This window comes from Flavobacterium sp. SP2, from assembly GCF_057626655.1.
The window spans coordinates 92,373-117,538 of the sequence record NZ_JBVHBT010000003.1 but is presented as its reverse complement, the minus strand read 5'-3'; the positions used below and the strand labels follow the sequence as shown (position 1 = coordinate 117,538).

The 25,166-nt window shown below is 32.1% G+C and carries 23 protein-coding genes; 9 read left to right on the top strand and 14 right to left on the bottom strand.

The annotated features are described in order from the left end of the window. Nucleotides 1-7: 7 nt before the first annotated feature. The 5 genes from ACZ098_RS08435 to ACZ098_RS08415 all read right to left on the bottom strand — a co-directional run bounded on the left by ACZ098_RS08435 (nt 8) and on the right by ACZ098_RS08415 (nt 7,062). A complete protein-coding gene (locus ACZ098_RS08435) occupies nt 8-1,411 on the bottom strand; it encodes an OmpA family protein (RefSeq protein ID WP_487311316.1) in 1,404 nt (467 codons plus the stop codon). Between the two features lie 130 nt (nt 1,412-1,541). Further along, nucleotides 1,542-2,732 carry a glycine C-acetyltransferase gene (kbl, locus tag ACZ098_RS08430; protein WP_487311315.1) on the bottom strand — a complete coding sequence of 397 codons (1,191 nt, stop codon included), beginning with the start codon at nt 2,730-2,732 and terminating at the stop codon, nt 1,542-1,544. A gap of 69 nt (nt 2,733-2,801) precedes the next feature. Then, nucleotides 2,802-5,942: a UvrD-helicase domain-containing protein gene (locus tag ACZ098_RS08425; RefSeq protein WP_487311314.1), complete on the bottom strand. Its 3,141-nt coding sequence runs from the start codon at nt 5,940-5,942 to the stop codon at nt 2,802-2,804. Further along, nucleotides 5,939-6,541: a hypothetical protein gene (locus tag ACZ098_RS08420; protein WP_487311313.1), complete on the bottom strand. Its 603-nt coding sequence runs from the start codon at nt 6,539-6,541 to the stop codon at nt 5,939-5,941. Before ACZ098_RS08420 ends, ACZ098_RS08425 begins: the two co-directional genes overlap by 4 nt. Beyond that, on the bottom strand, nt 6,538-7,062 hold the full coding sequence (locus ACZ098_RS08415) for a GNAT family N-acetyltransferase (RefSeq protein WP_487311312.1): 525 nt from the start codon (nt 7,060-7,062) through the stop codon (nt 6,538-6,540). The genes ACZ098_RS08420 and ACZ098_RS08415 overlap by 4 nt, the downstream gene beginning before the upstream one ends. A gap of 198 nt (nt 7,063-7,260) precedes the next feature. Here ACZ098_RS08415 and ACZ098_RS08410 point away from each other — a divergent pair, with 198 nt between their 5' ends. After that, nucleotides 7,261-7,869, top strand: a complete 609-nt coding sequence (locus ACZ098_RS08410) for a superoxide dismutase (protein WP_487311311.1) — start codon at nt 7,261-7,263, stop codon at nt 7,867-7,869. Nucleotides 7,870-8,318: 449 nt separating this feature from the next. On the opposite strand, the gene ACZ098_RS08405 is transcribed toward ACZ098_RS08410, so the two are convergent. Together ACZ098_RS08405 and ACZ098_RS08400 are read right to left on the bottom strand one after the other, a co-directional pair. Beyond that, nucleotides 8,319-10,217: an amidophosphoribosyltransferase gene (locus ACZ098_RS08405; RefSeq protein ID WP_487311310.1), complete on the bottom strand. Its 1,899-nt coding sequence runs from the start codon at nt 10,215-10,217 to the stop codon at nt 8,319-8,321. Nucleotides 10,218-10,385: 168 nt separating this feature from the next. Next, a complete protein-coding gene (locus tag ACZ098_RS08400) occupies nt 10,386-11,312 on the bottom strand; it encodes a PfkB family carbohydrate kinase (protein WP_487311309.1) in 927 nt (308 codons plus the stop codon). A 117-nt stretch (nt 11,313-11,429) separates the two neighbouring features. On the opposite strand from ACZ098_RS08400, the gene ACZ098_RS08395 reads away from it, so the two are divergent. Next, nucleotides 11,430-11,822, top strand: coding sequence for a hypothetical protein (locus ACZ098_RS08395; protein WP_487311308.1), 393 nt, complete (start codon nt 11,430-11,432; stop codon nt 11,820-11,822). Here ACZ098_RS08395 and rnhA read toward each other — a convergent pair. Genes rnhA through purN form a run of 3 tightly spaced genes read right to left on the bottom strand, consistent with a single transcriptional unit; the run spans nt 11,814 to nt 13,467 of the window. Beyond that, nucleotides 11,814-12,296 carry a ribonuclease HI gene (rnhA, locus tag ACZ098_RS08390; RefSeq protein WP_487311307.1) on the bottom strand — a complete coding sequence of 161 codons (483 nt, stop codon included), beginning with the start codon at nt 12,294-12,296 and terminating at the stop codon, nt 11,814-11,816. The two genes, ACZ098_RS08395 and rnhA, sit on opposite strands and share 9 nt — an antisense overlap. Before the next feature lie 5 nt (nt 12,297-12,301). Next, entirely contained in the window at nt 12,302-12,904 is a 603-nt protein-coding gene (locus tag ACZ098_RS08385) for a hypothetical protein (RefSeq protein WP_487311306.1), read from the bottom strand. Then, nucleotides 12,901-13,467 carry a phosphoribosylglycinamide formyltransferase gene (gene purN / locus ACZ098_RS08380; RefSeq protein WP_487311305.1) on the bottom strand — a complete coding sequence of 189 codons (567 nt, stop codon included), beginning with the start codon at nt 13,465-13,467 and terminating at the stop codon, nt 12,901-12,903. The genes ACZ098_RS08385 and purN overlap by 4 nt, the downstream gene beginning before the upstream one ends. Nucleotides 13,468-13,643: 176 nt before the next feature. On the opposite strand from purN, the gene ACZ098_RS08375 reads away from it, so the two are divergent. From ACZ098_RS08375 to ACZ098_RS08350, 6 genes are all read left to right on the top strand, one after another. Further along, nucleotides 13,644-13,880, top strand: a complete 237-nt coding sequence (locus ACZ098_RS08375; RefSeq protein ID WP_014082856.1) for an acyl carrier protein — start codon at nt 13,644-13,646, stop codon at nt 13,878-13,880. Nucleotides 13,881-14,073: 193 nt separating this feature from the next. Next, nucleotides 14,074-15,327 carry a beta-ketoacyl-ACP synthase II gene (gene fabF / locus ACZ098_RS08370; RefSeq protein WP_487311304.1) on the top strand — a complete coding sequence of 418 codons (1,254 nt, stop codon included), beginning with the start codon at nt 14,074-14,076 and terminating at the stop codon, nt 15,325-15,327. A 6-nt stretch (nt 15,328-15,333) separates the two neighbouring features. After that, nucleotides 15,334-16,077 carry a ribonuclease III gene (rnc, locus tag ACZ098_RS08365; protein ID WP_487311303.1) on the top strand — a complete coding sequence of 248 codons (744 nt, stop codon included), beginning with the start codon at nt 15,334-15,336 and terminating at the stop codon, nt 16,075-16,077. Nucleotides 16,078-16,190: 113 nt separating this feature from the next. Continuing rightward, the gene (locus ACZ098_RS08360; RefSeq protein WP_487311302.1) at nt 16,191-16,679 is read left to right on the top strand and encodes an IPExxxVDY family protein; all 489 of its coding nucleotides are present in this window, start codon (nt 16,191-16,193) and stop codon (nt 16,677-16,679) included. Nucleotides 16,680-16,684: 5 nt separating this feature from the next. Further along, on the top strand, nt 16,685-18,115 hold the full coding sequence (gene pyk, locus ACZ098_RS08355) for a pyruvate kinase (protein ID WP_487311301.1): 1,431 nt from the start codon (nt 16,685-16,687) through the stop codon (nt 18,113-18,115). A gap of 113 nt (nt 18,116-18,228) precedes the next feature. After that, a complete protein-coding gene (locus ACZ098_RS08350) occupies nt 18,229-18,987 on the top strand; it encodes a Bax inhibitor-1/YccA family protein (RefSeq protein WP_487311300.1) in 759 nt (252 codons plus the stop codon). Nucleotides 18,988-19,061: 74 nt separating this feature from the next. On the opposite strand, the gene ACZ098_RS08345 is transcribed toward ACZ098_RS08350, so the two are convergent. Beyond that, complete coding sequence (locus tag ACZ098_RS08345; RefSeq protein WP_487311299.1) at nt 19,062-19,565, bottom strand: PAS domain-containing protein; 504 nt, start codon at nt 19,563-19,565, stop codon at nt 19,062-19,064. A gap of 195 nt (nt 19,566-19,760) precedes the next feature. Here ACZ098_RS08345 and ACZ098_RS08340 point away from each other — a divergent pair, with 195 nt between their 5' ends. After that, on the top strand, nt 19,761-20,984 hold the full coding sequence (locus ACZ098_RS08340) for a GDSL-type esterase/lipase family protein (protein ID WP_487311298.1): 1,224 nt from the start codon (nt 19,761-19,763) through the stop codon (nt 20,982-20,984). A 10-nt stretch (nt 20,985-20,994) separates the two neighbouring features. Here ACZ098_RS08340 and ACZ098_RS08335 read toward each other — a convergent pair whose 3' ends face one another. From ACZ098_RS08335 to dinB, 3 genes are all read right to left on the bottom strand, one after another. Next, nucleotides 20,995-22,473, bottom strand: a complete 1,479-nt coding sequence (locus tag ACZ098_RS08335; protein ID WP_487311297.1) for an MBOAT family O-acyltransferase — start codon at nt 22,471-22,473, stop codon at nt 20,995-20,997. Further along, a complete protein-coding gene (locus ACZ098_RS08330; RefSeq protein WP_487311296.1) occupies nt 22,470-23,882 on the bottom strand; it encodes an SGNH/GDSL hydrolase family protein in 1,413 nt (470 codons plus the stop codon). The genes ACZ098_RS08335 and ACZ098_RS08330 overlap by 4 nt, the downstream gene beginning before the upstream one ends. Before the next feature lie 201 nt (nt 23,883-24,083). Continuing rightward, nucleotides 24,084-25,166, bottom strand: a complete 1,083-nt coding sequence (gene dinB, locus ACZ098_RS08325) for a DNA polymerase IV (RefSeq protein WP_487311295.1) — start codon at nt 25,164-25,166, stop codon at nt 24,084-24,086.

Sequence of the window (25,166 nt, the reverse complement as noted above, 5' to 3'; positions counted from 1 at the left end):
GAGGAAACTATTTTACTAATTTCACTTCAGTTCTTCTGTTGTTAGCTTTACCAGCTTTAGTTTTGTTTGAGTCAATTGGCATTTTCTCACCGAAACCTTTAGATGATAATCTAGAAGAAGAGATTCCTTTTTCGATTAAATAGTCTTTAACTGCTGCAGCTCTGTTTTCAGACAAAGTTTGGTTTGAAGCATCAGAACCATCGCTATCTGTGTGACCTTCTATAGAGAAGTTAGCGTTTGGATATTCTTTTAAGATTGCAGTAATTGCTTCTAAAACTGGGTAAGTTTGTTTTTGGAAAGAAGATTTTCCTGAATCAAACAAGATAGTTTTAGCGTAGTCATTCAATCTTTTTACAACTTCGTCAGAAACTTCTGGACAACCTTGATTAGCAACTGTACCTTTAACATCTGGACATTTGTCATCTTTGTCAAGAACTGAATCTCCATCTCTATCTGGCCAAGGACAACCTGCGTTTTCTTTTGGACCTTTAACATCTGGACATTTGTCAGCTTTGTCAGTTACACCATCGCCATCAGCATCAGGACAACCGTTTAAAGATTTTAATCCGAATACATCAATACATGCATCATCTTTATCTTGAACTCCATCTCCATCTTGGTCTGGACATCCATTAAATTCTGGTAAACCAGCTTCTTCTGGACAAGCATCTTTAGAATCTTCAATTTTATCTCCGTCGGTATCAGGACAACCATTGAATTCTTTTAAACCAAAAACTTCTGGACAAACATCTTCTCTATCGTAGATTCCATCTCCATCTGTATCTTTAGCTCCAAATTTGAAGATAAGACCTGCAAAATGTTGTAAGTGAGTTGGTACATCAAAAGAAGGATTTCTTGTATCATCAAACGAATATTTGTAAGTAGACGTTAAAGAAAGACCTACATTTTCAGAAAACCATAATGTTAATCCTAAACCACCATTTACAGTTCCAGCAGAAGCATCACCAAAGAAAGTATAACCTCCACCAACGTGAGCAGAAGGATCAATAACTTTAGAACCGATAGCATTCATGAAACTATATTTGATGATACCATCAACTGCATAATAGTTTAAATCTCCTGGATTTACAACTTCATACTCTGAAATTGGAGCAAATCTTTCATTAACAAATTTGTCAATTTTATTGATCGATCCTGTAATACCAAAAGAGAAATTGTCTCCAACATATTTTGAAACGTTAATGTAAGATACTGATGGAAGAATATTCCAGTATCTTTTAGCGTCAAAATATTGAGAAAATTGATTCTCTAATTTTTTTGCAGCGCTTACTCTGCCTCCGTCCACTGCGTTTGCACCAAACGAAATAGCCCACTTGTTGTTGCTGTCTTGAGCTTGAGTGCTTAAACTCAAAAGCATCAATAGAACAAATAATTTGTTAAGATGTTTCATACTTATTTTTGTTAGATTATAAAAATATAATAGGTCAAAAGTAATACGTTTAAATGAATTGACAAAACGAAAATGTTAAAATATGGTAATTATATAACAATTCGTACTAAAATTATAAACATAAATTTCCTTAAATAACCTTCAAAGCCTTAGCCACGCTTTCAAAAGCTTGAATGGCTTTATCCAAGTGTTCTTGGGTGTGTGCAGCAGAAAGTTGCACTCGAATTCTAGCTTTATCTCTTGGCACAACTGGGAAAAAGAATCCAATTACGTAAATTCCTTTTTTCAATAATTCTTCTGCCATTACTTGCGAAAGTTTGGCATCATAAAGCATAACCGGTACAATTGCTGAATCACCATCTATAAAATCGATTCCTGCTTTTCTTAAACCCTCTTTAAAATAGTTGGTATTCCATTCTAATTTATCACGAAGTGTAGTATCTTTTTCTAATAATTCAAAAACTTTTATCGAAGCTCCAACAATTGCCGGTGCTAATGAGTTTGAGAATAAATAAGGTCTAGAACGCTGACGTAAAATTTCAATTACTTCTTTTTTGGCAGTTGTATATCCGCCCATTGCGCCACCAAGTGCTTTTCCTAATGTTCCTGTTATTATATCAACTCGTCCCATTACGCCTTTGGCTTCAAGTGTTCCTTTACCAGTTGCACCAATAAATCCTGCCGCGTGACATTCGTCAACCATTACTAAAGCATCATATTTATCAGCTAAATCACAAATTTTATCTAAAGGCGCTACTAATCCGTCCATTGAGAAAACTCCATCGGTAACGATTAATTTAAATCGATGTCCAGCTTCTGTAGCTTTTATTAATTGTTGTTCTAAATCTTCCATATTGGAATTTTCATAACGATATCTAGCTGCTTTACATAAACGAACGCCATCAATAATCGAGGCGTGATTTAAACTATCTGAAATAATACAATCTTCTTCTCCTAATAAAGGCTCGAAAACTCCTCCATTGGCATCAAATGCTGCGGCATATAAAATAGTGTCTTCGGTTCCGTAAAATTCGGCTATTTTTTTTTCTAATGTTTTATGAATATCTTGAGTTCCACAAATAAAACGTACCGACGACATTCCGAATCCATGAGAATCTAAAGCATCTTTTGCAGCTTGAACTACTTCTGGATGTGATGATAGACCTAAATAATTATTGGCACAAAAGTTTAAAACTGTTTCTCCATTCACAGTAATTTCTGCTCCTTGTGGTGATGTAATTATGCGCTCTTTTTTGAAAATACCATTTTCTTCAATGGTATTTAATTCGTTTTGCAGGTGTTGTTGAATTTTTCCGTACATATTTTGTTTGTTTTGATTCAAGAAACTAAAAATTGTGTTTCTCAATATTCAAGTTAATTTTTTATTTTTTTACAAATCTACAATTTCAATTTCTTCTCCTATATATATTAAGGTCTTTTTAACGACTTTGAAACCCATTTTTTCAATTGCCATTTGGTAACTTTCTAATTGTTGCTTGTATTTTGGTTGATGCGAACCTGTTTTATAATCCAACAGATACATTTCATTAGCATTAGAAAGCACCATCCTGTCTGGCTTAACAATACTTCCTTCCTTCTGAATGATGGTTTTTTCATTTAAAATTTTATGCTCCTTAGAAAAGAAAACTTCCAATTCTTCATGATTAACAATGTCATAGATTGTTTTTTCGAATAGTTCTTTATCAGAAGAAGTAATCAACCCATTTTCAATTGCCTTAGTGATTGCAAGTGAAACATCATTGCTCGTATTTATATATGATAAAATTTCGTGCAAAATATTTCCGTATTCTATTGCTTTTTGCTGCTGCGTATTCCACATCAAACTTTCTCGTTGTGCAATTTTAATGTTTTTCGGATTCAAAGTTGATTGCAACTGCGGAACTATCTCAGTTACATTCGCATCAATTTTAGTTTCTGATAATTTTGTAGACGAACCAAATTCATATTCCAATTGATTTTCATCAAAACCTTTATCTTGTAAAAATTTGATAAACAACGACGACATATTATTCGGTAATTTTCCGTCTTTGCCAATATTCAAACCTGAAATTATGTGCAATTGTTCTTCGGCACGCGTTAATGCAACGTATAAAACATTAATATTGTCTAGTAAATCTTCTTGTTTCTTTTGCAAATAAATTTCAGATGCATCGTGACCATAACTTTCTACTTTGCTGCTTTTGTCAACTAATGCTTTGGGTAATCCAACAATTTCTTCATCGGCGTTGAGCCACATTTTTTCTCTTGGACCTTTGCTGTAATCTTCTTCGGCAAACGGAAAAATCACCACCGGAAACTCCAATCCTTTTGATTTATGAATGGTCATAATTCGAACGGCATCGTTTCCTTCTGGCGACGGAATGCTTAATTTATGCGAATTGTTATCCCAATAATATAGAAAATCTGAAATTCCGGCTTGCTTTTTTAAGTCGTGTTCTAAAATCAAATCTAGAAAAAACTGAATGTATGCATTTCGCTTCTCGATTGGAATAACTTTAGAAATTATAATTTCAACAGCTTCGTAAAGTGATTTTTTTCTGATGTTTTGAAAAGAAAATTCAATTTCAAATTCCAACAACCATTTCTGGAAATCCTCTTCACTTTTTTGTTCCATTCCTTTCGAAATAAAATCATGAACAGGAAGCTGATTTTGATAATTATTAGCAATGTAATAAAGAAAATTAGCTTTAGCTTCTAAGTCAGAATTGTTTTTTAAATATCGCAATATATGAATGACATTTTTCACTTCTGATGATGCCTCAAGCATAAGACTTTCTGATGATAATATAGGAATTCCTTGTTCGGTTAGATAATTAGCAATTGCCGTTCCGTGCGCTTTTTTACGCGTTAAAATTACAATATCTTTATTTCTAAATCCTGTTGATTTTACTTTCAGAATTTTGTTTAAAACCGCCAACAAATACAGTTCATTTTTATCTAAACTTTCTTCTTCTGTGGTTTCAACTTTTGGAATAAAAGAAATGTTTACATAGCCACCGGTTTTAGAATTTGTCTTCTGCCGACTGTGATTTTTATATAAATCTTGATAATCTTCATTCGAAAATTCATTGGATAAAAATCCGAAAAAATCATTGTTGAAATTAATAACCTCCGAATAACTGCGAAAATTAGTATCTAAAGAAAACAACTTCTTATCTGGATTAACAAAGGGGTTTTTGTCTTTGCTAAGTTCAATAAATTGCTCTGCTTTTCCACCACGCCAACGATAAATAGATTGTTTCGGATCACCAACGAGCATCAAACTTCCCTGCTCGCCAGATAAATCTTCGCTAGAAAGTGAGTTGTCTATTAACGGAATTAGATTTTGCCATTGCATTTCTGACGTATCTTGAAACTCATCAATGAAGAAATGCTTGTATTTTTCACCTAATCGTTCATAAATAAATGGCGCTGGTTGGTTCTGAATTTGCTCGTTTATTAACTTGTTAAATTCGGCAATAGACAAAATATTTTGTTCTTTCTGAATTTTTGCCAACTCATTACTCACTGTGTTTAATAGCGAAAGTGGCGTAATATTTTTTAGAAATGCTTCGTAGAAATTTTTCTTTTCAAACTGTGAATAAATAGATTGTACTATTTGTAGCAATTCTGGAATAATACTTTCTATAATTCGAGCGTCTTTGGCAGATTTATTTATTTGAATATCATCAAACTCATAAAACATTTTATTATTAGGATTAAACTTTCCGATTTTGATGTTTTCTAAATGATTAGGAAATGTTCCTCTTGAAAATGATTTTAAATCGATTCCGTTACCTTCTATTAATTGCAAAGCTTGCGTCGCCAAGTCTTTGGTTTCGGTTTCTAACTGACTGCAGAGTTCTGCTAATTTCGTTTTTATGGAAACAAAATCAGCTATGGTTTTGTCATGAAAATGCATAATTTCTTCGCGATTGTTTTCGTTTAGAATTAATCGTCCAGTATCCATAATTTCTCTAGAAACATCCCAACTTTTATCGTCGTCGGTTTTTTCCATCGTGAAATCTACCAGTAAATTAGTCAAAGTTTCGTCTTCTCCAGCTTGTGCAATTATAGCATCGACGGCTTCTGTTAAAAGATTTTCAGTATCGAGCGAAACCTCGAAAGTGATGGGAAGATTTAAATCGTGTGCAAAGGCTCGAATGACTTTGTGTGTAAACTTATCAATAGTAGAGATGTCGAAAGCAGCGTAATTGTGAATTAGATTTTTAATAATTGCTTGCGACTTTTCTTTTATGGTTTGCAGACTCAAATTGGTTTCTTCACGAATAATTTGCATTAATTGCTGCGCTTTTTCCGATGGATTGTCTTTGGTAAATTCCGACAAGCTTTCTACCACACGACTTTTCATTTCGTGAACGGCTTTGTTGGTAAAGGTAATCGCAAGAATGTTTCGGTACGCATCGTTTTTACTCGATAAAAGAATAATTTTTAGATATTCTTTTACCAACGTGAAGGTTTTTCCCGATCCTGCCGATGCGTCATATATTGAGAATGCTGGTTTTTTCATTTGATTTTTGATTGCTGATTAACAATTTTTGATTTTTGATATTTTAAATAGTTACAAACAAACACTATTAGAGTAAATTCAAACATTTTAATCAAAGCAGAAAGTAGTATTTGCCACCAAGTAATTCCGACACCATAATTATATAAAGTCCAACTGCTTGGCAAATAATCTCTTTGAAATGACGTATAAATTATAACAAATCGTTCAAAAGTCAAAATAAAAAATATACAAATCAGTACTCTTAATAATAAATATTTTCTAACAAATTGAATTCTTAATAACTGAGTTAATGCAACCCAGAAAAGTGGTTGAAACCATAATCCAAATGAATATTTTCCAGTTAGTAATCGGATAAATTGAGATTTTTGATCTTCATCCATTTCAACAAAATAATTTAGAATTGATGCTAAAAACCAAACAATACCGTATAAAATTCCTAAATAAACAACTGTTCTACAGGCGCTTTTGTCAAATTCTATTAAAAATTCTTTCTTAACAGAAAAAAGTAACAATGAGAAAAAAACTATTGAATACCAACCAAAACCAATAATTAAATCAACGCTAATAAAGTCCAATAAAAAATCTAAAGCTGTTATCATTGATTTCTATTAATTTGATAAATATAATTCAATTTAGATTCTTCACCGAAATATTCTACTTCGAATTCATCAATTTTTATGGCGCCCAATTTTTCGATGGCTTTTTGTGATCTAAAATTGCTTGCGCCAATGTGAAAGATAATTGTTGACACATACTGAAACGCATAATCCATCATTAGTTTTTTAAGTTCTTTATTGTATCCTTTTCCCCAAAATTTTCTTCCTACAAAGGTGTAACCTATTAAAATTGAATTGTCTTCTTGATTGTAATCATAAAATCGGCTGCAGCCAATGGTTTCGCCTGTGATCGCTTCTAATACAAGAAATGCACCTTTAGATTGTATTGCGCCTTCGAAAAAGGTTTGGAAGACTTCACGCTTGTATCGGTTTTTATTGGGATGTTGTTCCCACAGAAGTTCATCTGAAGCTACGGAATACAGTTGCTCAAAATGATTTTCTTGAAGCGGAAATACTTGTAATAACTGACTTTTAAGATGTGATGGTTGTAAGTTGAAACTCATTGATGTATTGATTGTGTTAGCCCAGACAGCAACGGCATCCTTTTTCTTTTTTCTTTAAAAAGAAAAACATAGAGTATAGGGCTGGATTGGCTTCTAAAAATGATTTAATAAAATTATAACGCAATTGTGTAACTTTTTCTGAAGTTAAATTTATAACTTTGAATTTAGATATTTAATAATCTTTAAAAAAAATATATTATGGCTTTCGAATTACCACAATTACCTTACGCGTACGACGCTTTAGAACCACATATTGATGCTAGAACTATGGAAATTCACCATTCTAAACATCATAATGCTTATACAACCAACTTGAATGCGGCAATTGCTGGTACTGATTTAGAGGGTTTAACAATTGAAAATATCCTAATAAATTTGGATATGAAAAACGGCGCTGTTAGAAATAATGGTGGTGGTTTTTATAATCACAATTTGTTTTGGACGGTAATGTCGCCTGATGGTGGCGGATTGCCAACTGGAGAATTATTGGAAGCGATTGAAAAAGATTTTAAATCGTTTGAAGAATTTAAGGCGCAATTTGCTAAAGCTGGTGCCACTCAGTTTGGTAGTGGTTGGGCTTGGTTGAATGTTTCTAAAGGTGGAAAACTAGAAGTTACTTCGACTCCAAATCAAGACAATCCATTAATGCCTGGAATTTCTACTGGTTCAACTCCTATTTTAGGAATGGACGTTTGGGAACATGCCTACTATTTAAATTATCAAAACAGAAGACCTGATTATATTGAAGCTTTTTTTAGTGTAATTAACTGGACGGAAGTTGCAAGAAGATATGCTATTGAAAAATAAATAGGTTAAAAGTTTAAAAGACGTAAAGTCGAACACTACCACTTATAATTTAAAAACCCCGAAGAATTAATTTCTTTCGGGGTTTTTTATAAATTAAAAAGACGGAATTGCTTCCGTCTTTTTGCCCCAAATCTATCATAAACTTAACCTACTAAATCTATGATGTAACAAATTTAACAATTGTAAATGTTTTACTCCAACTCAGTTAACAATATATTGGCATTATAGTCAAATGAGTGTGAATTGATGTATTGTGAAAGATATTGTCTGTTAACAACTTATAGAAAATAAAAAAGGTGAAATTGCTTTCACCTTTTTTGCCCCAAATCTACCATAAACTTAACCTACTAATGCTATGGTGAATCAAATGTATATTGATAACGATTTCTTAGCAAACATTTAAGACCAACTACACCAAAAATCGTTTAAATGCTTATTTTTTATATAAATTAATAGGCTCTAGCGTTTTTACCTTCGTAAAAATTCATGAAAGCGCGATTTACAACTCGGTTTCCACCAGGTGTTGGATAATCTCCAGTGAAATACCAATCACCTAAATTCTTAGGACAAGCAATGTGTAAGTTTTCAACGGTTTGAAAAATGATTTTAACTTCCGCTTTTACATCTGGTGTGGTAAGTAATTCTGCAATTTTATCTGATATCTCCATATCGCTAAATGGCGAATAGATTTCTGTAACAAAATTAACCACTTCGGCGTCTTTTAGGTTTTCTTGCGCTTTACATTTTGCATAAACTTCATCAACAATATGATATAAATTTCGCTCTTTTAAAAGTGCAGTCGCAGCTTGAAACGCCACAAGACCTTCTAGCTTTGCCATGTCAATTCCGTAACAATCGGGATAACGTATTTGTGGTGCTGACGAAACAACTACTATCTTTTTAGGATTCAATCGATCCATCATCTTGATAATACTCATTTTTAATGTAGTTCCACGAACGATACTATCGTCAATAATAACAAGATTATCGGTTGGTTTTATAACTCCGTAAGTCACATCATACACGTGCGCTACTAAATCATCTCGATTGGCATCGTCGGTAATAAAAGTTCTTAATTTTGCATCTTTAATGGCAATTTTCTCGGTTCTAATTTTTACTGCTAACAACTCGTTCAATGTTTCAGCGGTTAACGTATTTCGATTATCTAGAATATGTTGGTTTTTTCTTTGATTTAAAAAATCATTTGCAGCTTCGACCATTCCGTAAAAAGAAGTTTCTGCAGTATTTGGAATATAAGAGAAAACCGTATTGTCAGTATCATCATCGATTGCATCTAAAACTGCTGGAAGAATTAACTTTCCAAGTTCTTTACGTTCCTGATATATTTCGGCATCACTACCACGAGAAAAATAAATTCGTTCGAACGAACATGCTTTTTTTACCGTTGGTGTAATAATTTCTTCCTCAGTAACTTTTCCGTTTTTCTTGATTATTAAGGCATGTCCAGGTTGTAATTCCTGAACTTTATTGAATTCTACATTAAAAACAGTTTGAATTACTGGTCGTTCTGAAGCTACAACTACAATTTCGTCGTCTTCGTAGAAATATGCTGGACGAATGCCTGCTGGATCGCGAAATACAAAAGCATCACCATGTCCAAAAAGTCCTGCCATGGCATAACCACCATCCCAACCTTTGGATGCGCGTCTTAATATTTTTTTGATGTCTAATTTTTCAGCAATTACTGGCGATGCTTCTCTTTTAGACAATCCGTTGTTTTTACATTCTAAGTATAAATCGGTTACTTCATCGTCTAGAAAATGTCCTATTTTCTCCATTACGGTAACGGTATCTGCCATTTCTTTAGGATGCTGACCAAGTTCTATCAAACTGTTGAAAAGTTCGGTAACATTCGTCATATTGAAATTTCCGGCAACAATAAGATTTCTATGCATCCAATTGTTTTGACGTAAGAACGGATGAACGCTTTCGATGCTGTTTTTACCAAATGTTCCGTAACGCACATGTCCAAGAAACAATTCGCCTATGTACGGAATTTTGGCTTTTTGTAATGCAACATTATGGGCATATTCTGGATGCAAAGTCAGTTCTTCATTAATGCGATCGTTTATTTGCTTGAACACATCTTGAATAGGTTGTGCATCATTCGATCGAACTCTGCTAATGTATCGTTCACCAGCTTCGACATCTAATTTTATAGAAGCAAATCCAGCACCATCTTGACCTCGGTTGTGCTGTTTTTCCATAAGAAGATACATTTTCTGAATTCCGTAGAAAGCAGAACCGTATTTTTCCTTATAAAATTCTAATGGTTTTTTTAATCTTAAAAAAGCTATTCCACATTCGTGTTTGATTGCGTCGCTCATAATTGTTGTGTGTTGTAGTAGTTATTATATTTTAAACAAACTTGTAAGGTTTGTACACTTTTGTAATTATCCAAATTTAATTTTGCAAAGGTAAAATAATCCTTTGTGATACTTAGTGAAATTCGTGTTAATTGAAATAAAAATGCCCCGAAACTTCGAGGCATATTTTTATGATAATTCTATATCGAATTGTGTTAATGCTTTAAATTGTTTCAAGCGACTTTTTACTTCCACTTCTTTTAATTCTACCATTCTATCGGTTCCAAATTTCTCAACACAAAATGAAGCTAAATTAGAACCTTGAATAATTGCGGTTTTCATAGTTTCGAATGAAATGTCACCTTGTTGTGTAATAAATCCTGCAAAACCACCTGCAAACGTATCACCCGCGCCAGTTGGATCAAAAACATCAGCTAATGGTAATGCTGGTGCGAAGAAAATTTCTTTTTCATGAAAAATTAATGCTCCGTGTTCTCCTTTTTTAATTACTACATATTTTGGACCCATTGTGTGGATTTTTGCTGCAGCTTTTACCAAAGAATATTCGCCAGAAAGCTGACGCGCTTCTTCATCATTGATTGTAATTACGTCTACGCGTTTTATAACGTCTAATAATTCTGGTAACGCACAATCCATCCAGAAATTCATGGTATCTAAAACTACTAATTTTGGTTTGGCTGTCATCTGATCTAAAACACCACTTTGTACCATTGGATGCAAATTTCCTAGCATCACAACATCTGAATTTTTAAAATTTTCAGGAACTATTGGGTTAAAATCGGCAAGCGTATTTAATTCAGTAGCCAAAGTGTCTCTGGTATTCATATCATTGTGATACTTTCCACTCCAGAAAAACGTTTTTCCACCTTTTACAATTTCTAATCCAGAAATGTCGATGTTTCTTGACGTCAAGAGATCTAAATATTCCTGAGGAAAATCGTCACCAACAACAGAAACTATCGCTGATTGTAATTTAAAATGAGAAGCCGAAAGACCTATGTATGTTCCTGCTCCACCAAGTATTTTATCTGTTTTTCCAAAAGGCGTTTCGATAGCGTCAAAAGCAACCGTTCCTACTATTAAAAGTTTGTTCATTATTAAGTTGTAAAATTAAAGGTGCAAAGATACATTTTTAGTTTAAAAGTTTAAAATGGTTTAAAGTTTAAAGTTTTGAATGGATTTTTGTAGATTTGGGTAAATTAATTTCTTCAAATGAAAAAACTGTATTTAATAATTTTTATATTATTTATAAGTTGCAACAAAAATGGAAACTTTGAAAATTTAATTACACATAAGGACAAACATTGGTTTTATTTTTATGATAAACCAGACACTTTGTTAAAAAATATTTATTTTTATAAATTTTCGAATGATGGAATAATTAATACTACCATGTATCTCGATGGCGAGGAAGAAGAAACCCTTTTTAATTTTGAAAACAAAAATCCTAAACCAGAAAAATGGAACTATAATAAATCTGATAGTATTTTATCTTTTTATGGATATAATTTTAAAATTATAAGATTTGTTTCCGATACAATTGTAGTAAAAAATTTAAAATCAAACACAAATAGTTATTTTGTAAATATGAAATTATCAAAGTAACTTCTCATCTTCATTTTCATAAAAAGCATCAATAGATAAATTTGGTAAACCTGATGCGTAAACGGCAAGTTGATCACAACGTTCGTTTTGAGGATGGTTGTTATGGCCTTTAATCCATTTAAAATCTACTTGATGTTTCCGATAAATTTTTAGAAAACGTTTCCACAAATCTGGGTTTTTCTTTCCCACAAAACCTTTCTTTTCCCAACCAAAAACCCATCCTTTTACTACAGAATCGATTACATATTTAGAATCGGAAACCACAAGAACTGTCATGTTGGGATTTTTTAGTTTTTCCAAACCCACAATTACAGCAAGAAGTTCCATTCTATTATTGGTTGTATGACGGAAACCTTCATAAAATTCTTTTTTGTGTGGCGTTCCTACCAATTCCATCACAACGCCATAACCACCGTTTCCGGGATTTCCTTTGGCTGCGCCATCTGTATATATATGAACTTCGTGTGTTTGCAAAATAATTAATTTGTTAGAATCATACTTTTTACGAGTTCGTCGAAAAACAACCGATTGTCTTCTTTACCAACTTGTTCAATAAAATTGACTGAAATATAATATCCATCTTTAGGAATATAGTAGCTGTTACTGATTATCTCATAATCAACAGCGCCATTTTTTAGAGAAAACTGCGACGAAAACTTTATAACATCACTATTAGAAATTTTAATAATTGAAGGATTATCGATAAATCTAAAATTAGTTAACGATTTTTTAGCGCTTTCACTTGAACTCTCTACAAATTTTAGGAAATCGGCTGTAGTGTTAGTCGGGTTTTTATTAGTTCTGATTTTTACTGTAGGAATAATTCCGCTAACTTTTTTAAAATCATATTTTGTAAATGTAGCTAAGTTTACCGATGAATTATTCGATTTTAAAAGTTCATCCAGTTGTTCTTGAGTAAAATCGTACTTATTCAAATTTTTCACAATGTCACCATTTTCTACCGAAATCCAATCTTTAGGAACAGCGATAGAAAAACCTAATTTTTTAACTTCAAAACGCTTTTGACCAAATCCGTTGACCGCACTAAAAGCTAAAAGCAAAACAATTAAACTATTTTTCATCCTTTTGACAGTATTTTTTCTATGACTTCTGGAAAATGCAAATGCTCTAATGCATGTACTTTTTCTGCAATTTCTTCTGGTGTTTTACAATGTTGAATCGCTACCGATTGCTGAAAAATAAATTCTCCTTCATCATAATGTTCGTTTACATAATGAATAGTAATGCCACTTTCCGATTCTTTATTCTCTAAAATAGCCTTATGAACATGCATGCCATACATCCCTTTTCCTCCATATTTAGGCAACAATGCTGGGTGAATATTTATTACTTTGTTAGGGAAATTTTCAATAATTGACACCGGAAATTTCAATAAAAATCCAGCAAGAACAATCAAATCTGGATTTATTTCTAGTATTTTATTTAAAAATTCAGGTTGTTCAAGTGCAGTCTTAGATACTATTTGCGTAGGAACATCATATTTTTTTGCTCTTTCTAAAACTTTGGCTTCAGGATTATTAGTGAAGATTTCAACAACCTTTGCCTGACTATTTTTTTCAAAATGCATCATGATTTTTTCGGCATTAGAACCCGACCCAGAAGCAAAAAGAATTATTTTTTTCATTTATACAACTATTATTATGGTACAAAAAAAAGAATAATAAATGATAATAAATAATATAAAAACAGACAATATGAAAATATTTTTTTAAATTCGTAATCATATTTATTAACTAAAAGCTGGTTTTAAAATAAAGTTTTTTATTTTTGCCAACAATTAAAATTTAAAAATCAAAGATTATGTCAGACATTGCATCAAGAGTTAAAGCGATTATCGTAGACAAATTAGGCGTTGACGAAAACGAAGTTGTACTAGAAGCAAGCTTCACAAACGATTTAGGAGCAGATTCATTAGACACTGTTGAGCTAATTATGGAGTTCGAAAAAGAATTTGATATTCAAATTCCAGACGATCAAGCAGAAAACATTGCTACTGTTGGTCAAGCTATTTCTTACATCGAAGAAGCTAAAAAATAATAAAATTCTAAACCCGTAAACATATTCATGTATGCGGGTTTTATTATTTTTTTTGGTTTTTGTAAAAAAAATGGATTATTTTTGATTGAATTTTCAATCACAATTATATTGAAAATACCCTTGTCTCTTTAATCTATTAAATGTAAAGAATGCATGGGTATTATTTATTTAAAAGATATTTAAAAAAAATTATATGCAATTAAAACGCGTTGTAGTAACTGGTCTCGGTGCTTTAACTCCAATTGGAAACTCTATTCAAGAATATTGGGACGCACTAATAAGCGGAAAAAGCGGCGCTGCGCCAATAACTTATTACGATACTGAAAAGCACAAAACTAAATTTGCTTGCGAAATAAAAAACTTCAATATTGAAGATTATATGGATCGCAAAGAATCTAGAAGACTTGATAAATTTGCCCAATATGCAGTTGCTGCAAGTGACGAAGCTATTAAAGACGCTGGAATTACATTAGAAAATTCTGACAAACATAGAATTGGTGTAATTTGGGGTGCAGGAATTGGTGGTTTAGAAACTTTTCAGGACGAAGTAATGTATTATGCCAAAGGCGATGGAACTCCAAAGTTCAATCCTTTCTTTATTCCTAAAATGATTGCCGATATTGCTCCAGCTCACATTTCGATGAGAAATGGTTATATGGGACCAAATTATACAACGGTTTCAGCTTGTGCCTCTTCTGCAAATGCTATGATTGATGCTTTCAATTATATCAGATTAGGAATGTGCGATGTAATTGTAACTGGAGGTTCTGAAGCTGCTGTAACTATTGCAGGAATGGGTGGTTTCAACTCGATGCACGCATTATCAACAAGAAACGAAAGTCCAGAAACTGCTTCACGTCCGTTTGATGCTACGCGTGACGGATTTGTACTTGGCGAAGGCGCTGGAGCTTTAGTTTTGGAAGAATACGAACATGCAAAAGCGCGTGGAGCAAAAATTTATTGTGAAGTTGGCGGTGGCGGAATGTCGTCAGATGCGTACCATTTAACAGCGCCACATCCAGAAGGAATTGGAGTAATTGCTGTAATGCAAAATACGTTGCGTGATGCAGGTATGAATCCAGAAATGGTGGATCACATCAATACGCACGGAACTTCAACACCACTTGGTGATGTTGCCGAATTGAAAGCAATAAGCCACGTATTTGGAGAACATGCGAAAAATATCAACATCAATTCAACCAAATCTATGACTGGCCATTTACTTGGAGCAGCTGGAGCGATTGAAGCAATTGCATCGATACTTGCAATGAAATATGGAATAGTTCCTCCAACAATTAATCATACTGTTGTGGATGAAAATATCGATCCTTCATTGAATCTAACTTTAAATACGCCTCAAAAAAGAGAAATAAATGTAGCAATGAGTAACACCTTTGGTTTTGGTGGACACAATGCTTGCGTTTTATTTAAAAAATTACAAGCATAAACTACAATGGGTTTATTTAAAAAATTATTTACTAAGAAATCCCGTTCTCAAGAAGGCGGGATTTTTTTTGATACTATCGAGAAAATCATAGGTTTTACTCCCGGAAACATTAAAGTATACGAAAAAGCGTTTACCCATCGATCCACTAATAAAATTGATGAAGACGGGTTTCCTATGAATTATGAGCGTCTGGAATTTCTTGGTGATTCCATATTAAGCTCGGTAATTGCAGCCTATCTCTATAACGAAGTTCCAACAGGAGACGAAGGTTACCTTACCAAGATGCGCTCTAAAATAGTAAGTCGAGAACATTTAAACGAATTAGGAAAAGATTTAGATTTAGTAAAATTTGTAGAAAGCAAAGTGCAAGTGCAACATTTTGGAGAGAATATTCACGGTAATATTTTTGAAGCACTGGTTGGCGCAATATTTTTAGACAAAGGATATACTTATTGTAACGAATTTATTCATCTCCGCGTTATAAAACCCTACGTAGATATTGCAAAATTAGAAGGTAAAGTTATAAGTTATAAAAGCTTGGTTATTGAGTGGTGTCAAAAAGAGAAAAAACATTTTTTTTATGATGTATATGACGATAATGCAATTGATGGACAACGCTATTTTGGAGTAAAATTAAGTATTGATGATAAAGTGATTGCAAAATCTCGTGCAACCTCTAAAAAGAAAGCTGAAGAAATTGCATCGAAGAGAGCCTATTTTGCATTTCAAGAAAAAATTAACAAAAAATAATTCATATTCTTAAAAAACTACAACGATTTCGTTTATAAAATAACGTTAATCTAACATTTCTGTTGTGTTTTGTTTCTTATAAATCTTATATTTACAACTTATTTAAACAGAAAATGGCTTCTACAATTAAAACATTTTTAGAAGAAATTAACGAAATAGAATACCAATTGATTGCAATTCATACTTCATTAGAAGATTATCGACTGGCCTATTTTATCAACCAACAACTTTCTGTAAATTTAAAAAAATGCAATAAAGACCTTCATGTAAAAGTCAAACAAGGTGAAACTCATTTTGCAAGATTTACGTTTGAAGACGAGAGCAACTCAATCGTTTGGAATTTAATTGAAAATAAAAACGATATTCTAAACATACAAAATGATGCTGTAAACGATTTATTTTCTTCTGAAGTAAATTCATTTTCATCAGCAGCCTATTTATTGCCCGAATATAAAAAAGTGAATTTTTTTCTGAAAATTGAATGTGAAAAGAACCTCAATTTATCAGAATTCATTTCAAAAATAAATACAATAGACAAAATAGCGATGGTATATTCCATTGAAAAAGACAAAATAAAATCTAAAAATAATTTAATTTTTTAATGCCAATGTCAACAAACAAAAAGACGAAAATTGTAGCAACACTTGGACCTGCATGCAGCTCGAGAGAAGTTATAAAAGATATGATTGATGCAGGAGTTAATGTTTTTCGTATCAATTTTTCTCATGCAGATTACGAAGATGTTTCCGAAAGAATTGAAATAATTAGAGGTTTAAATGAAGAGTTTGGGTACACAACTGCAATACTAGCCGATTTGCAAGGGCCAAAACTTAGAGTTGGTGTAATGAAAGAAGATGTAGTTGTAAAACCTGGCGACATTATAACCTTTCAAACTGCTGAAGATGTTCCAGGAACAGCAAGCAGAGTCTACATGAACTATAAAGAATTCCCTAGAGATGTAAATCCGGGTGAAAAAATATTACTTGATGACGGGAAATTAATGTTTGAAGCCATTGAAACCAACAGAACTACTGAAGTTGTATGTAAGGTTATTCAAGGTGGACCATTAAAATCTAAGAAAGGTGTAAACCTTCCAAACACTAAGGTTTCGCTTCCGGCATTAACCAAAAAAGATATTAAAGATGCCATTTACGCCATCGGAAAAGATGTAGATTGGATTGCGTTATCATTTGTAAGAACTCCAGAAGATTTAATCGAATTGCAAGAATTAATTGCAAAACATTCCGATCATAAAATTCCAATAGTTGCCAAAATTGAAAAACCAGAAGCTGTAGAAAACATAGATAAAATCGTAGCTTATTGTGATGGATTGATGGTTGCACGTGGCGATTTGGGAGTTGAAATTCCAGCACACGAAGTTCCATTGATTCAGAAAAAACTAATTCACAGAGCTAAAACTGCAAGAATTCCTGTAATTGTGGCAACACAAATGATGGAAACAATGATAACAAGCTTAACTCCAACACGTGCAGAAGTAAACGACGTTGCGAATTCTGTAATGGATGGAGCTGATGCTGTAATGTTATCTGGAGAAACATCTGTTGGAAATTATCCAGTTCAGGTTATCGAAAAAATGACACAAATTATCGAAGCTGTAGAAGATTCTCCGCTTATCGTTGTGCCACAAAATGCACCACATGTAAGAACCAAACGTTTTATAACTAAATCTATTTGTTATCATGCTGCAACAATGGCAAATGACATTAAGGCGAAAGCAATTTCAACTTTAACAAATAGCGGTTATACAGCATTTCAAATTTCAGCTTGGCGACCATCAGCACATATTTTAGTGTACACTTCAAATAAAAGAATACTTACACAACTTAATTTACTTTGGGGAGTTAATGCATTTTTCTATGATAAATTTGTAAGTACTGATGATACTGTAGACGACATTAACCTTATCGCTAAAGAAAAAGGCTATGTAAAAAAAGGTGATATGTTAATAAACCTTGCTGCAATGCCAGTGGCCAACAAAGGAATGGTAAATACACTTAGAATTTCTGAAATAGAATAGTTTCAAGAAATCTATATAAATTAAAGGATTGTTAAATTATCATTGGTAGTTTAATAATCCTTTTTTAATTTCAAAAAATAAAAGTATATTTGATACTCAAAAATTAATTAATTATGGAATCAAAAAATCCGTTTTTTAGAACAAAATCTTTTAACGAAAGTTCTTCATCCAATAGTTATGAAGCTCAAGTTATAGATTACAATAATACAATGACAGTTTCTGGAACTATAAACAAAACATTCATCATGCTTTTGTTACTAGTTGCTACCGCATTTGGAACATGGACACTTACTTTTAATGGATACAATCCTATGATGTTAGCCATTGGTGGTGCAATTATTGGATTTATTTTAGTACTAATTTCAACTTTCAAGCCGCATCTTTCTACCTATTTAGCGCCAGCTTATGCCTTGTTTGAAGGACTTTTCATCGGTGGAATATCAGCTGTTTTTGAAGCCAGATATCCAGGAATAGTTTTAAATGCTGTTTCGGCAACATTTGTAACTTTCTTAGTGTGTTTAGGACTTTACAAATACAATATTGTAAAAGTTACCGAAAAATTTAAGTCAATCGTAATTGCAGCAACAGTTGCAATAGCAGTATATTACTTAGGATCTTGGATTTTTTCTCTACTATTTAAAAGTTTTCAACCTGTACATTATGGAAATTCGACTGCAAGTATTGGTATAAGTATTTTTGTAATTATTATAGCAGCATTAAACTTATTTCTAGATTTTGATCAGATAGAAAAAAGTGCTGATCAAAAAATGCCTAAATACATGGAATGGTATGGTGCGATGGGATTAATGATTACATTGGTTTGGTTGTACATTGAATTCTTAAGATTGCTATCGAAACTAAGCAAAAAATAATTTTCAACCGTATTTAATAAAAAAACGTCAAGAGATTTAATTTCTTGACGTTTTTTTATTTGTAATTAAAGCTTTTATGCCGCTATTTTCTCAAATGCAATGAAGTTGGTAAGAATTCCTTTTTCGTTAAAAACTGGATATCCTTTAATATGGCATTTGTATAATGAACCATCTTTGCAATAATTCATAATAACTTTATCAAAAGGTTTTTGCTCTTTCACTGCAATACTAATTTCTTTCGAAACCTGTCTATCTGTTAATTCACCTTGAAACATTTTTGGCGATTTCCCAACCACTTCATTTGGCAAATAACCATTCATTTTCACGATATTTTTTGATGCAAAAACAATATTCAAAACAGCATCGGTTACAACAATAACCGTATCATCTTGTAGTTTTTGCTGAAAATCCCACTCTTTACTTTTAATTATTGAATTCAAAACCGATGAATCTCCTATAGAATTTTTGGTTTTATCGTAATAAGACCCAAAAAAATCCCACGAAGTTAAAGGCAGTGCTTGAATTGCTAAATTATTGAAATGCTTACTAATAGCATTCTCGTATTCTCTAAATTCCATTATTAATTCTTATAGTATTATTGGGCAAATATATAATGATTTTAAATACCTTAACTACAACAAGTTAAAGTTTAACTTTTGTTCAACATTTTAAAATTGACTTAATATTTCTAATAATTTTAATTCATTACTTTATATTTGACAAAATTGAAAACAAAGGCACATCATTTGCTAAATAATACAGAAACGAAATAAATGCATTTTAAAATTTTTATTCTAATATTTTCCTGTCTTTTTATTCAAATTGGATTTGCTCAAATTTCAAATGAATGGGTTTCGCCACAACTTGATTCAAATTTAGATTCCAAAATTAATAAAGAGAAAAACTATTTATATAATGTAAATTCACTTTTTCCTTTACTAACCAAATTGTATAAAATTAAGCATTACAGCAATGAAAAAGCGGTAATTGTTCACATTGGAGATTCTCATATTCAGGCAGATATGATGACATCAGTAATTCGAACTTCATTTCAAAACTATTTTGGCAATGCCGGTCGCGGACTTTTATTTCCATTTCAAGTAGCCAAATCTAATGCTCCTACCGATATAATTTCAAGCTCAAAAAACTCTTGGAAAGGCAGTCGTATTACTCGAGCAGACACAACGATAACTTGTGGCATTGCAGGATTTGGTTTGGAAACAACTGTTGCTAATTCTGACATAAATTTAGCATTAAGAAGCATCAATGGAACTAAAGATACTTTTGATAAAGTAACACTTTTTTTCAACTCAACTGCTACCGATTTACAAATAGAAAGTGAAACAAACGAAAGCGCTTATTTTTGTTTTGAAAAACCACAAGATTTTTTTACTGCACAACTTAAACAACCCACATCAGAATTTAAAATAACATTCCCAACATCTGAAACTGTTAAGTTTTTTGGAGCATCTGTCGAAAAAGATAGTGTTGGCGGCGTAATTTACCATAGTATTGGTGCCAATGGAGCCAAATTTTCTGATTATAATAAAACCAATTTCTTTTGGAAGCAGTTGCCCAATCTAAAAGCTGATTGCTACATCATTTCATTGGGTACAAACGAAGCGCAAGATCAAAATTTATCTGCAGAGTCGTTTTTACTTCAGGTTAAAACCATGGTTGAAAAATTAAGGATAGCATCACCAAATGCCGCTATTATACTATCAACACCACCAGTTTCTTATTTTAAAAAACTTCGTCCGAATACTTCTCTAATTACAATTACTAATGCATTAATTGAATATTGTAATCAAAACAACTTAGTGTATTGGGATTTATTCAATGCAAGTTTGGGTTCTGAAGGCGCCAAAAATTGGAAAAACAATCAATTGTTAAATACAGATCTAGTACATTTTACCAAAAAAGGTTACGCTCTTCAAGCCGATTTGTTTCTAACAGCATTTATAAAAACTTGGGAAGAGTTTCTTTTAAAGAAGTAGTTATTTGAATTTAAAATTGTAAATAAATAGGCATTACTGGTGTTGTACTTTTGAAGAAAGAATACAATGCAATAAAAAAAAATACTACAACTATATAGTATATTATAGAAAATTTCTTCTGTACTTCAATTAATTTGTCTTGAAAAGTATCTGGAATCAAGTGAATAGCATATCCTAAACCTATCATTAAAACAACATACTTGTAATTTTCAAAAAATTCATAACTACCTTCAAAAGTAAATTGATAAACTATTTGATGAATAAATTCTAAAGCGATATCTAAATTGGATGCTTTAAAAAATATCCAACAGAAACACACTAAATGAAAGGTTAGAAGCCCATAAAATAGATTGCTAACAACTTTTGGTACGATTTTGATTTTGCCAAACATTGAAGTCCATAGCTTATTGATAATTAAAGAAACTCCATGAATGGCACCCCAAATAATAAAATTCCAACTTGCGCCATGCCAAAAGCCTCCAATAAGCATGGTTAAAAACAAATTGACGTTGGTTCTAAATTTTCCGTGACGATTTCCACCCAAAGAAATGTACAAATAATCACGCAACCAACTTGATAGCGAAATGTGCCATCTGCGCCAAAACTCGGCAATAGAAGTACTTTGATAAGGTGACAAAAAGTTGGTAGGAATGGTAATTCCGAGCCATTTTGAAATTCCGATAGCAATATCACTATATCCACTAAAATCGCAATAAATTACTATTGCATAACCGTAAAGTGCGATTAAACATTCAAAACCGTTATGCAGATTTGGTCCGTCAAAAACATAATTTACCAAGTTTAAAGTAATGTAATCGGAAATAATAAACTTCTTGATTAAACCCGTTATTATCAAATAAAAACCTTTTGAAAAATCAGAATCACTAACAAAATAAGGCTGCTTTAATTGTGGAATAAAATCTTTGGCGCGAACTATTGGTCCCATTACCAATTTTGGGAAAAAAGAAAGAAATAACAAGTACGGAATTAACTTTTTCTCGGGTTCGATTTCTTTTCTATATACATCTATGGTGTAACTCAGATTTTCAAACGTAAAAAACGATATTCCAATTGGCAACAATATGTGTAAGAAATTGAATTTGGTTGTTGAAAAACTGTTTACCAATTCGATGAAAAAATTGGTGTATTTGAAATAAAACAGTAATCCTAAATTAAAAACTACACTTAAAAAAAGCAGCAATTGCTTACTAATTTTTTTATTTGACTTAAAAATTAAATTCGAAATTCCGAAATTAAAAATAGCTGAAACAATTACTAATAGCACAAAACTACCGCTTGCCTTGTAAAAAAAATACAAAGAAAACAAGGTTAGAACCGTGGCGCGATGCATAAAATTATGTCGGAAAATATAATAGCACAAGATAAACGCTAAAATAAAATACATAAAAAAACCATTGTTAAAAAGCAACGGATTTTTGGCATCATATAAAAACTGATTTAGTACGCTATTCCAATCTATTTGAATCATATAGCAACATCTTTTTTAACAATTGTATTCGATATTGGTTTAGTCTGTAGTTGTGAATTCTTGATTTTAAGTGCCTTATTATAATCGTTAATTAATGCTTTGTAAATAATTTTTGCTACCGATTTTGCTCCTCTAAAATTAAAATGAACATAATCTTTATTAGCAAGTTTTACGGTACTGTCAGCCCATTTTACAATTGTTCCATTTCCTCCAATAGATTGATAAAAATTATAAAAAGCTAGATTATTGTTGTACGCTAATTTGGCTTGTGTGTTTATTAATGAATCTATTCCAACGGCAGTTTTCCATTGTCCATCATAATTAAAAGCTCTATCGGAGCAACTTAACATGAGGAATTCCGTATCGGGCATGTTGGCTTTGAACTTTTTAAGCACATTTTTCATCGCACGATAATAATAATCATAATTGGTATCGTTGGGCTTGAACATCAAGTTTACGCCGTATTGAAATACAATCAAGTCATAATAACCCGAATCGTTTATTTCTTGAAGCATTTTACTATCTACTTTTTTAAGCTCAACACCAGTAATTCCTCTAAACGAAAAATTGTCTAAAACTATTCCTGTTTCTGGTTCTGAACTAACTCCGTAAAGCGGCGTTTTGTTAGACATTACTTGAAACTTGGCTTTGTTAGAAACGCCACTTCCAACCAAAATTCTATTAAAATCTTTTTCGGCTGGATATTTTCTAATCGAGTCATTTATCTTAACTGCAATCGAATCGCCTTTTCCATAAAGCAACCACTTTTGCGTTATTTGACCATTGTTTTTAATAACGTTATCTTTAAAATCTACTTGCAAATCATTACTAAAAAAAGAATATCCAGACAAAAATAAATTGGAATTAGTATGTTGCTTTTTTAAATTATCAGACGTTATTTCGCCAACAGTAAGCAATTGCGCTGAATGTCTAAAATCGGCAGAAACACTTGAAATTGGAACATAACCAACACCTTTCTGTTGACCAAAATAATTTTGAAGTAATTCGCGTAAATCTTGCGTGATGAAATCACCTTCTATTTGACTGTCACCAAACCACGCGATTCTTATTTTTACTTTTTTGTTAGCTGAAAGCGCCATTAATTTATCCGTAAATTTTTTCAATGCCGGATTTATGGTATCTTGATTAAAACTTATTAAAGTTCCTTTTTTGAGATATGCATCAAAATTATTTACAGGAGAATCGTAAGGAGAAGCTGCTGGAGCGACTGGAATTTTGTTGTTTTTTAGTTTCTTACTTCTTTCTGGTTTCAAAGCAATATCAGACACTAAATTAACATTTTTAAAACTTGGAAAATAACCAATAAAAGAATTTGAAAAAACAGATAATGCCAAGTGTATACTAATAACAACTAGTATAAAGAGAACAACTTTTCGATTATGGTTCATTGCAAATCGTTATAAAAAAATGAAGCTTGTACCGCTTAAAACTTCTAACTAAAATACTGTAAAAATATTGTGTTAAGCGATTGTAAATAGTAGCGCAAAAATAAAAAAAAGGACGTCTGTTTTACATTTTATCAAAAAATATTTTAAAATTTTTAAATCACTGTATATCAGATGAATAGTTTAAAATTACATTAATAAAAGTTAAAAATCGAAGCGCAATTGAACTACAACAGTTTTCTTTACATCAGTATTCAAATTACTAACCGAAATACCCAATAACCTAACCGAATCCTTCATTCGTTCTTGGTACAATAATTCTTTAGCGGTTTCGGCTAATAAACCTTTATCAGAAATAAAATAAGGCAATGTTTTACTACGTGTTTGCGTAGTAAAATCGCTGTATTTAATTTTTAAAGTAATTGTTTTCCCAGAAATGGTGTATTTTTTTAACCTTCGCTCCAACTCACTTGCTATTTGCTCAAGACGTTCTTGCATATAAATTTCTGAGGTAAGATTTTCATTAAAAGTATGTTCGGCTGCAACCGATTTAGAAATTCTATTGGGTTTTACTTCGCTGTTATGAATTCCTCTCACAATGTTGAAATAAAAAGAACCGCTTTTGCCAAAATGATGTTCTAAATATTCTAGCGACTTACTTTTAAGGTCTTTACCAGTAAAAATGCCGTGTTGGTACATTTTTTCTTTGGTTACTTTTCCGATACCGTAGAATTTTTTGATGTCTAAGTTTTCTAAAAACTCAATAACTTCATTCGGATTAACTGTCTTCTGTCCGTTAGGTTTGTTGTAATCTGAAGCAATTTTGGCAACAAATTTATTTATGGAAATTCCTGCAGAAGCCGTCAAACCAACTTCTTCAAAAATTCGTTTTCGTATTTCTTGAGCAATTAAAGAAGCACTTGGATTTCCTTTTTTGTTCTGAGTAACATCGAGATAAGCTTCGTCTAACGAAAGTGGTTCAACCAAATCGGTGTAATCGTGAAATATCTTTCTAATTTTTTGAGAAATTTCTTTGTATCGATCAAATCGCGGTCGAACAAAAATTAAATCCGGACAATTTCTTGCGGCTTGAACGCCACTCATAGCACTTCTTACACCAAATTTTCTTGCTTCGTAACTTGCAGCCGAAACTACACCGCGCACTTCACTTCCGCCAACTGCAAGAGGTTTTCCTTTCAGCTCTGGATTATCCATTTGTTCTACCGAAGCATAAAAGGCATCCATATCAACATGAATTATTTTTCGGTAAACAATTTCAGTTTCCAT

Bases quoted from the DNA above. Each gene is read 5' to 3' on its own strand.
- ACZ098_RS08435 (WP_487311316.1), bottom strand. From the start codon at position 1,411: ATGAAACATCTTAACAAATTATTTGTTCTATTGATGCTTTTGAGTTTA.
- kbl (WP_487311315.1), bottom strand. From the start codon at position 2,732: ATGTACGGAAAAATTCAACAACACCTGCAAAACGAATTAAATACCATT.
- ACZ098_RS08425 (WP_487311314.1), bottom strand. From the start codon at position 5,942: ATGAAAAAACCAGCATTCTCAATATATGACGCATCGGCAGGATCGGGA.
- ACZ098_RS08420 (WP_487311313.1), bottom strand. From the start codon at position 6,541: ATGATAACAGCTTTAGATTTTTTATTGGACTTTATTAGCGTTGATTTA.
- ACZ098_RS08415 (WP_487311312.1), bottom strand. From the start codon at position 7,062: ATGAGTTTCAACTTACAACCATCACATCTTAAAAGTCAGTTATTACAA.
- ACZ098_RS08410 (WP_487311311.1), top strand. From the start codon at position 7,261: ATGGCTTTCGAATTACCACAATTACCTTACGCGTACGACGCTTTAGAA.
- ACZ098_RS08405 (WP_487311310.1), bottom strand. From the start codon at position 10,217: ATGAGCGACGCAATCAAACACGAATGTGGAATAGCTTTTTTAAGATTA.
- ACZ098_RS08400 (WP_487311309.1), bottom strand. From the start codon at position 11,312: ATGAACAAACTTTTAATAGTAGGAACGGTTGCTTTTGACGCTATCGAA.
- ACZ098_RS08395 (WP_487311308.1), top strand. From the start codon at position 11,430: ATGAAAAAACTGTATTTAATAATTTTTATATTATTTATAAGTTGCAAC.
- ACZ098_RS08385 (WP_487311306.1), bottom strand. From the start codon at position 12,904: ATGAAAAATAGTTTAATTGTTTTGCTTTTAGCTTTTAGTGCGGTCAAC.
- purN (WP_487311305.1), bottom strand. From the start codon at position 13,467: ATGAAAAAAATAATTCTTTTTGCTTCTGGGTCGGGTTCTAATGCCGAA.
- ACZ098_RS08375 (WP_014082856.1), top strand. From the start codon at position 13,644: ATGTCAGACATTGCATCAAGAGTTAAAGCGATTATCGTAGACAAATTA.
- fabF (WP_487311304.1), top strand. From the start codon at position 14,074: ATGCAATTAAAACGCGTTGTAGTAACTGGTCTCGGTGCTTTAACTCCA.
- rnc (WP_487311303.1), top strand. From the start codon at position 15,334: ATGGGTTTATTTAAAAAATTATTTACTAAGAAATCCCGTTCTCAAGAA.
- ACZ098_RS08360 (WP_487311302.1), top strand. From the start codon at position 16,191: ATGGCTTCTACAATTAAAACATTTTTAGAAGAAATTAACGAAATAGAA.
- pyk (WP_487311301.1), top strand. From the start codon at position 16,685: ATGTCAACAAACAAAAAGACGAAAATTGTAGCAACACTTGGACCTGCA.
- ACZ098_RS08350 (WP_487311300.1), top strand. From the start codon at position 18,229: ATGGAATCAAAAAATCCGTTTTTTAGAACAAAATCTTTTAACGAAAGT.
- ACZ098_RS08345 (WP_487311299.1), bottom strand. From the start codon at position 19,565: ATGGAATTTAGAGAATACGAGAATGCTATTAGTAAGCATTTCAATAAT.
- ACZ098_RS08340 (WP_487311298.1), top strand. From the start codon at position 19,761: ATGCATTTTAAAATTTTTATTCTAATATTTTCCTGTCTTTTTATTCAA.
- ACZ098_RS08335 (WP_487311297.1), bottom strand. From the start codon at position 22,473: ATGATTCAAATAGATTGGAATAGCGTACTAAATCAGTTTTTATATGAT.
- ACZ098_RS08330 (WP_487311296.1), bottom strand. From the start codon at position 23,882: ATGAACCATAATCGAAAAGTTGTTCTCTTTATACTAGTTGTTATTAGT.
- dinB (WP_487311295.1), bottom strand. From the start codon at position 25,166: ATGGAAACTGAAATTGTTTACCGAAAAATAATTCATGTTGATATGGAT.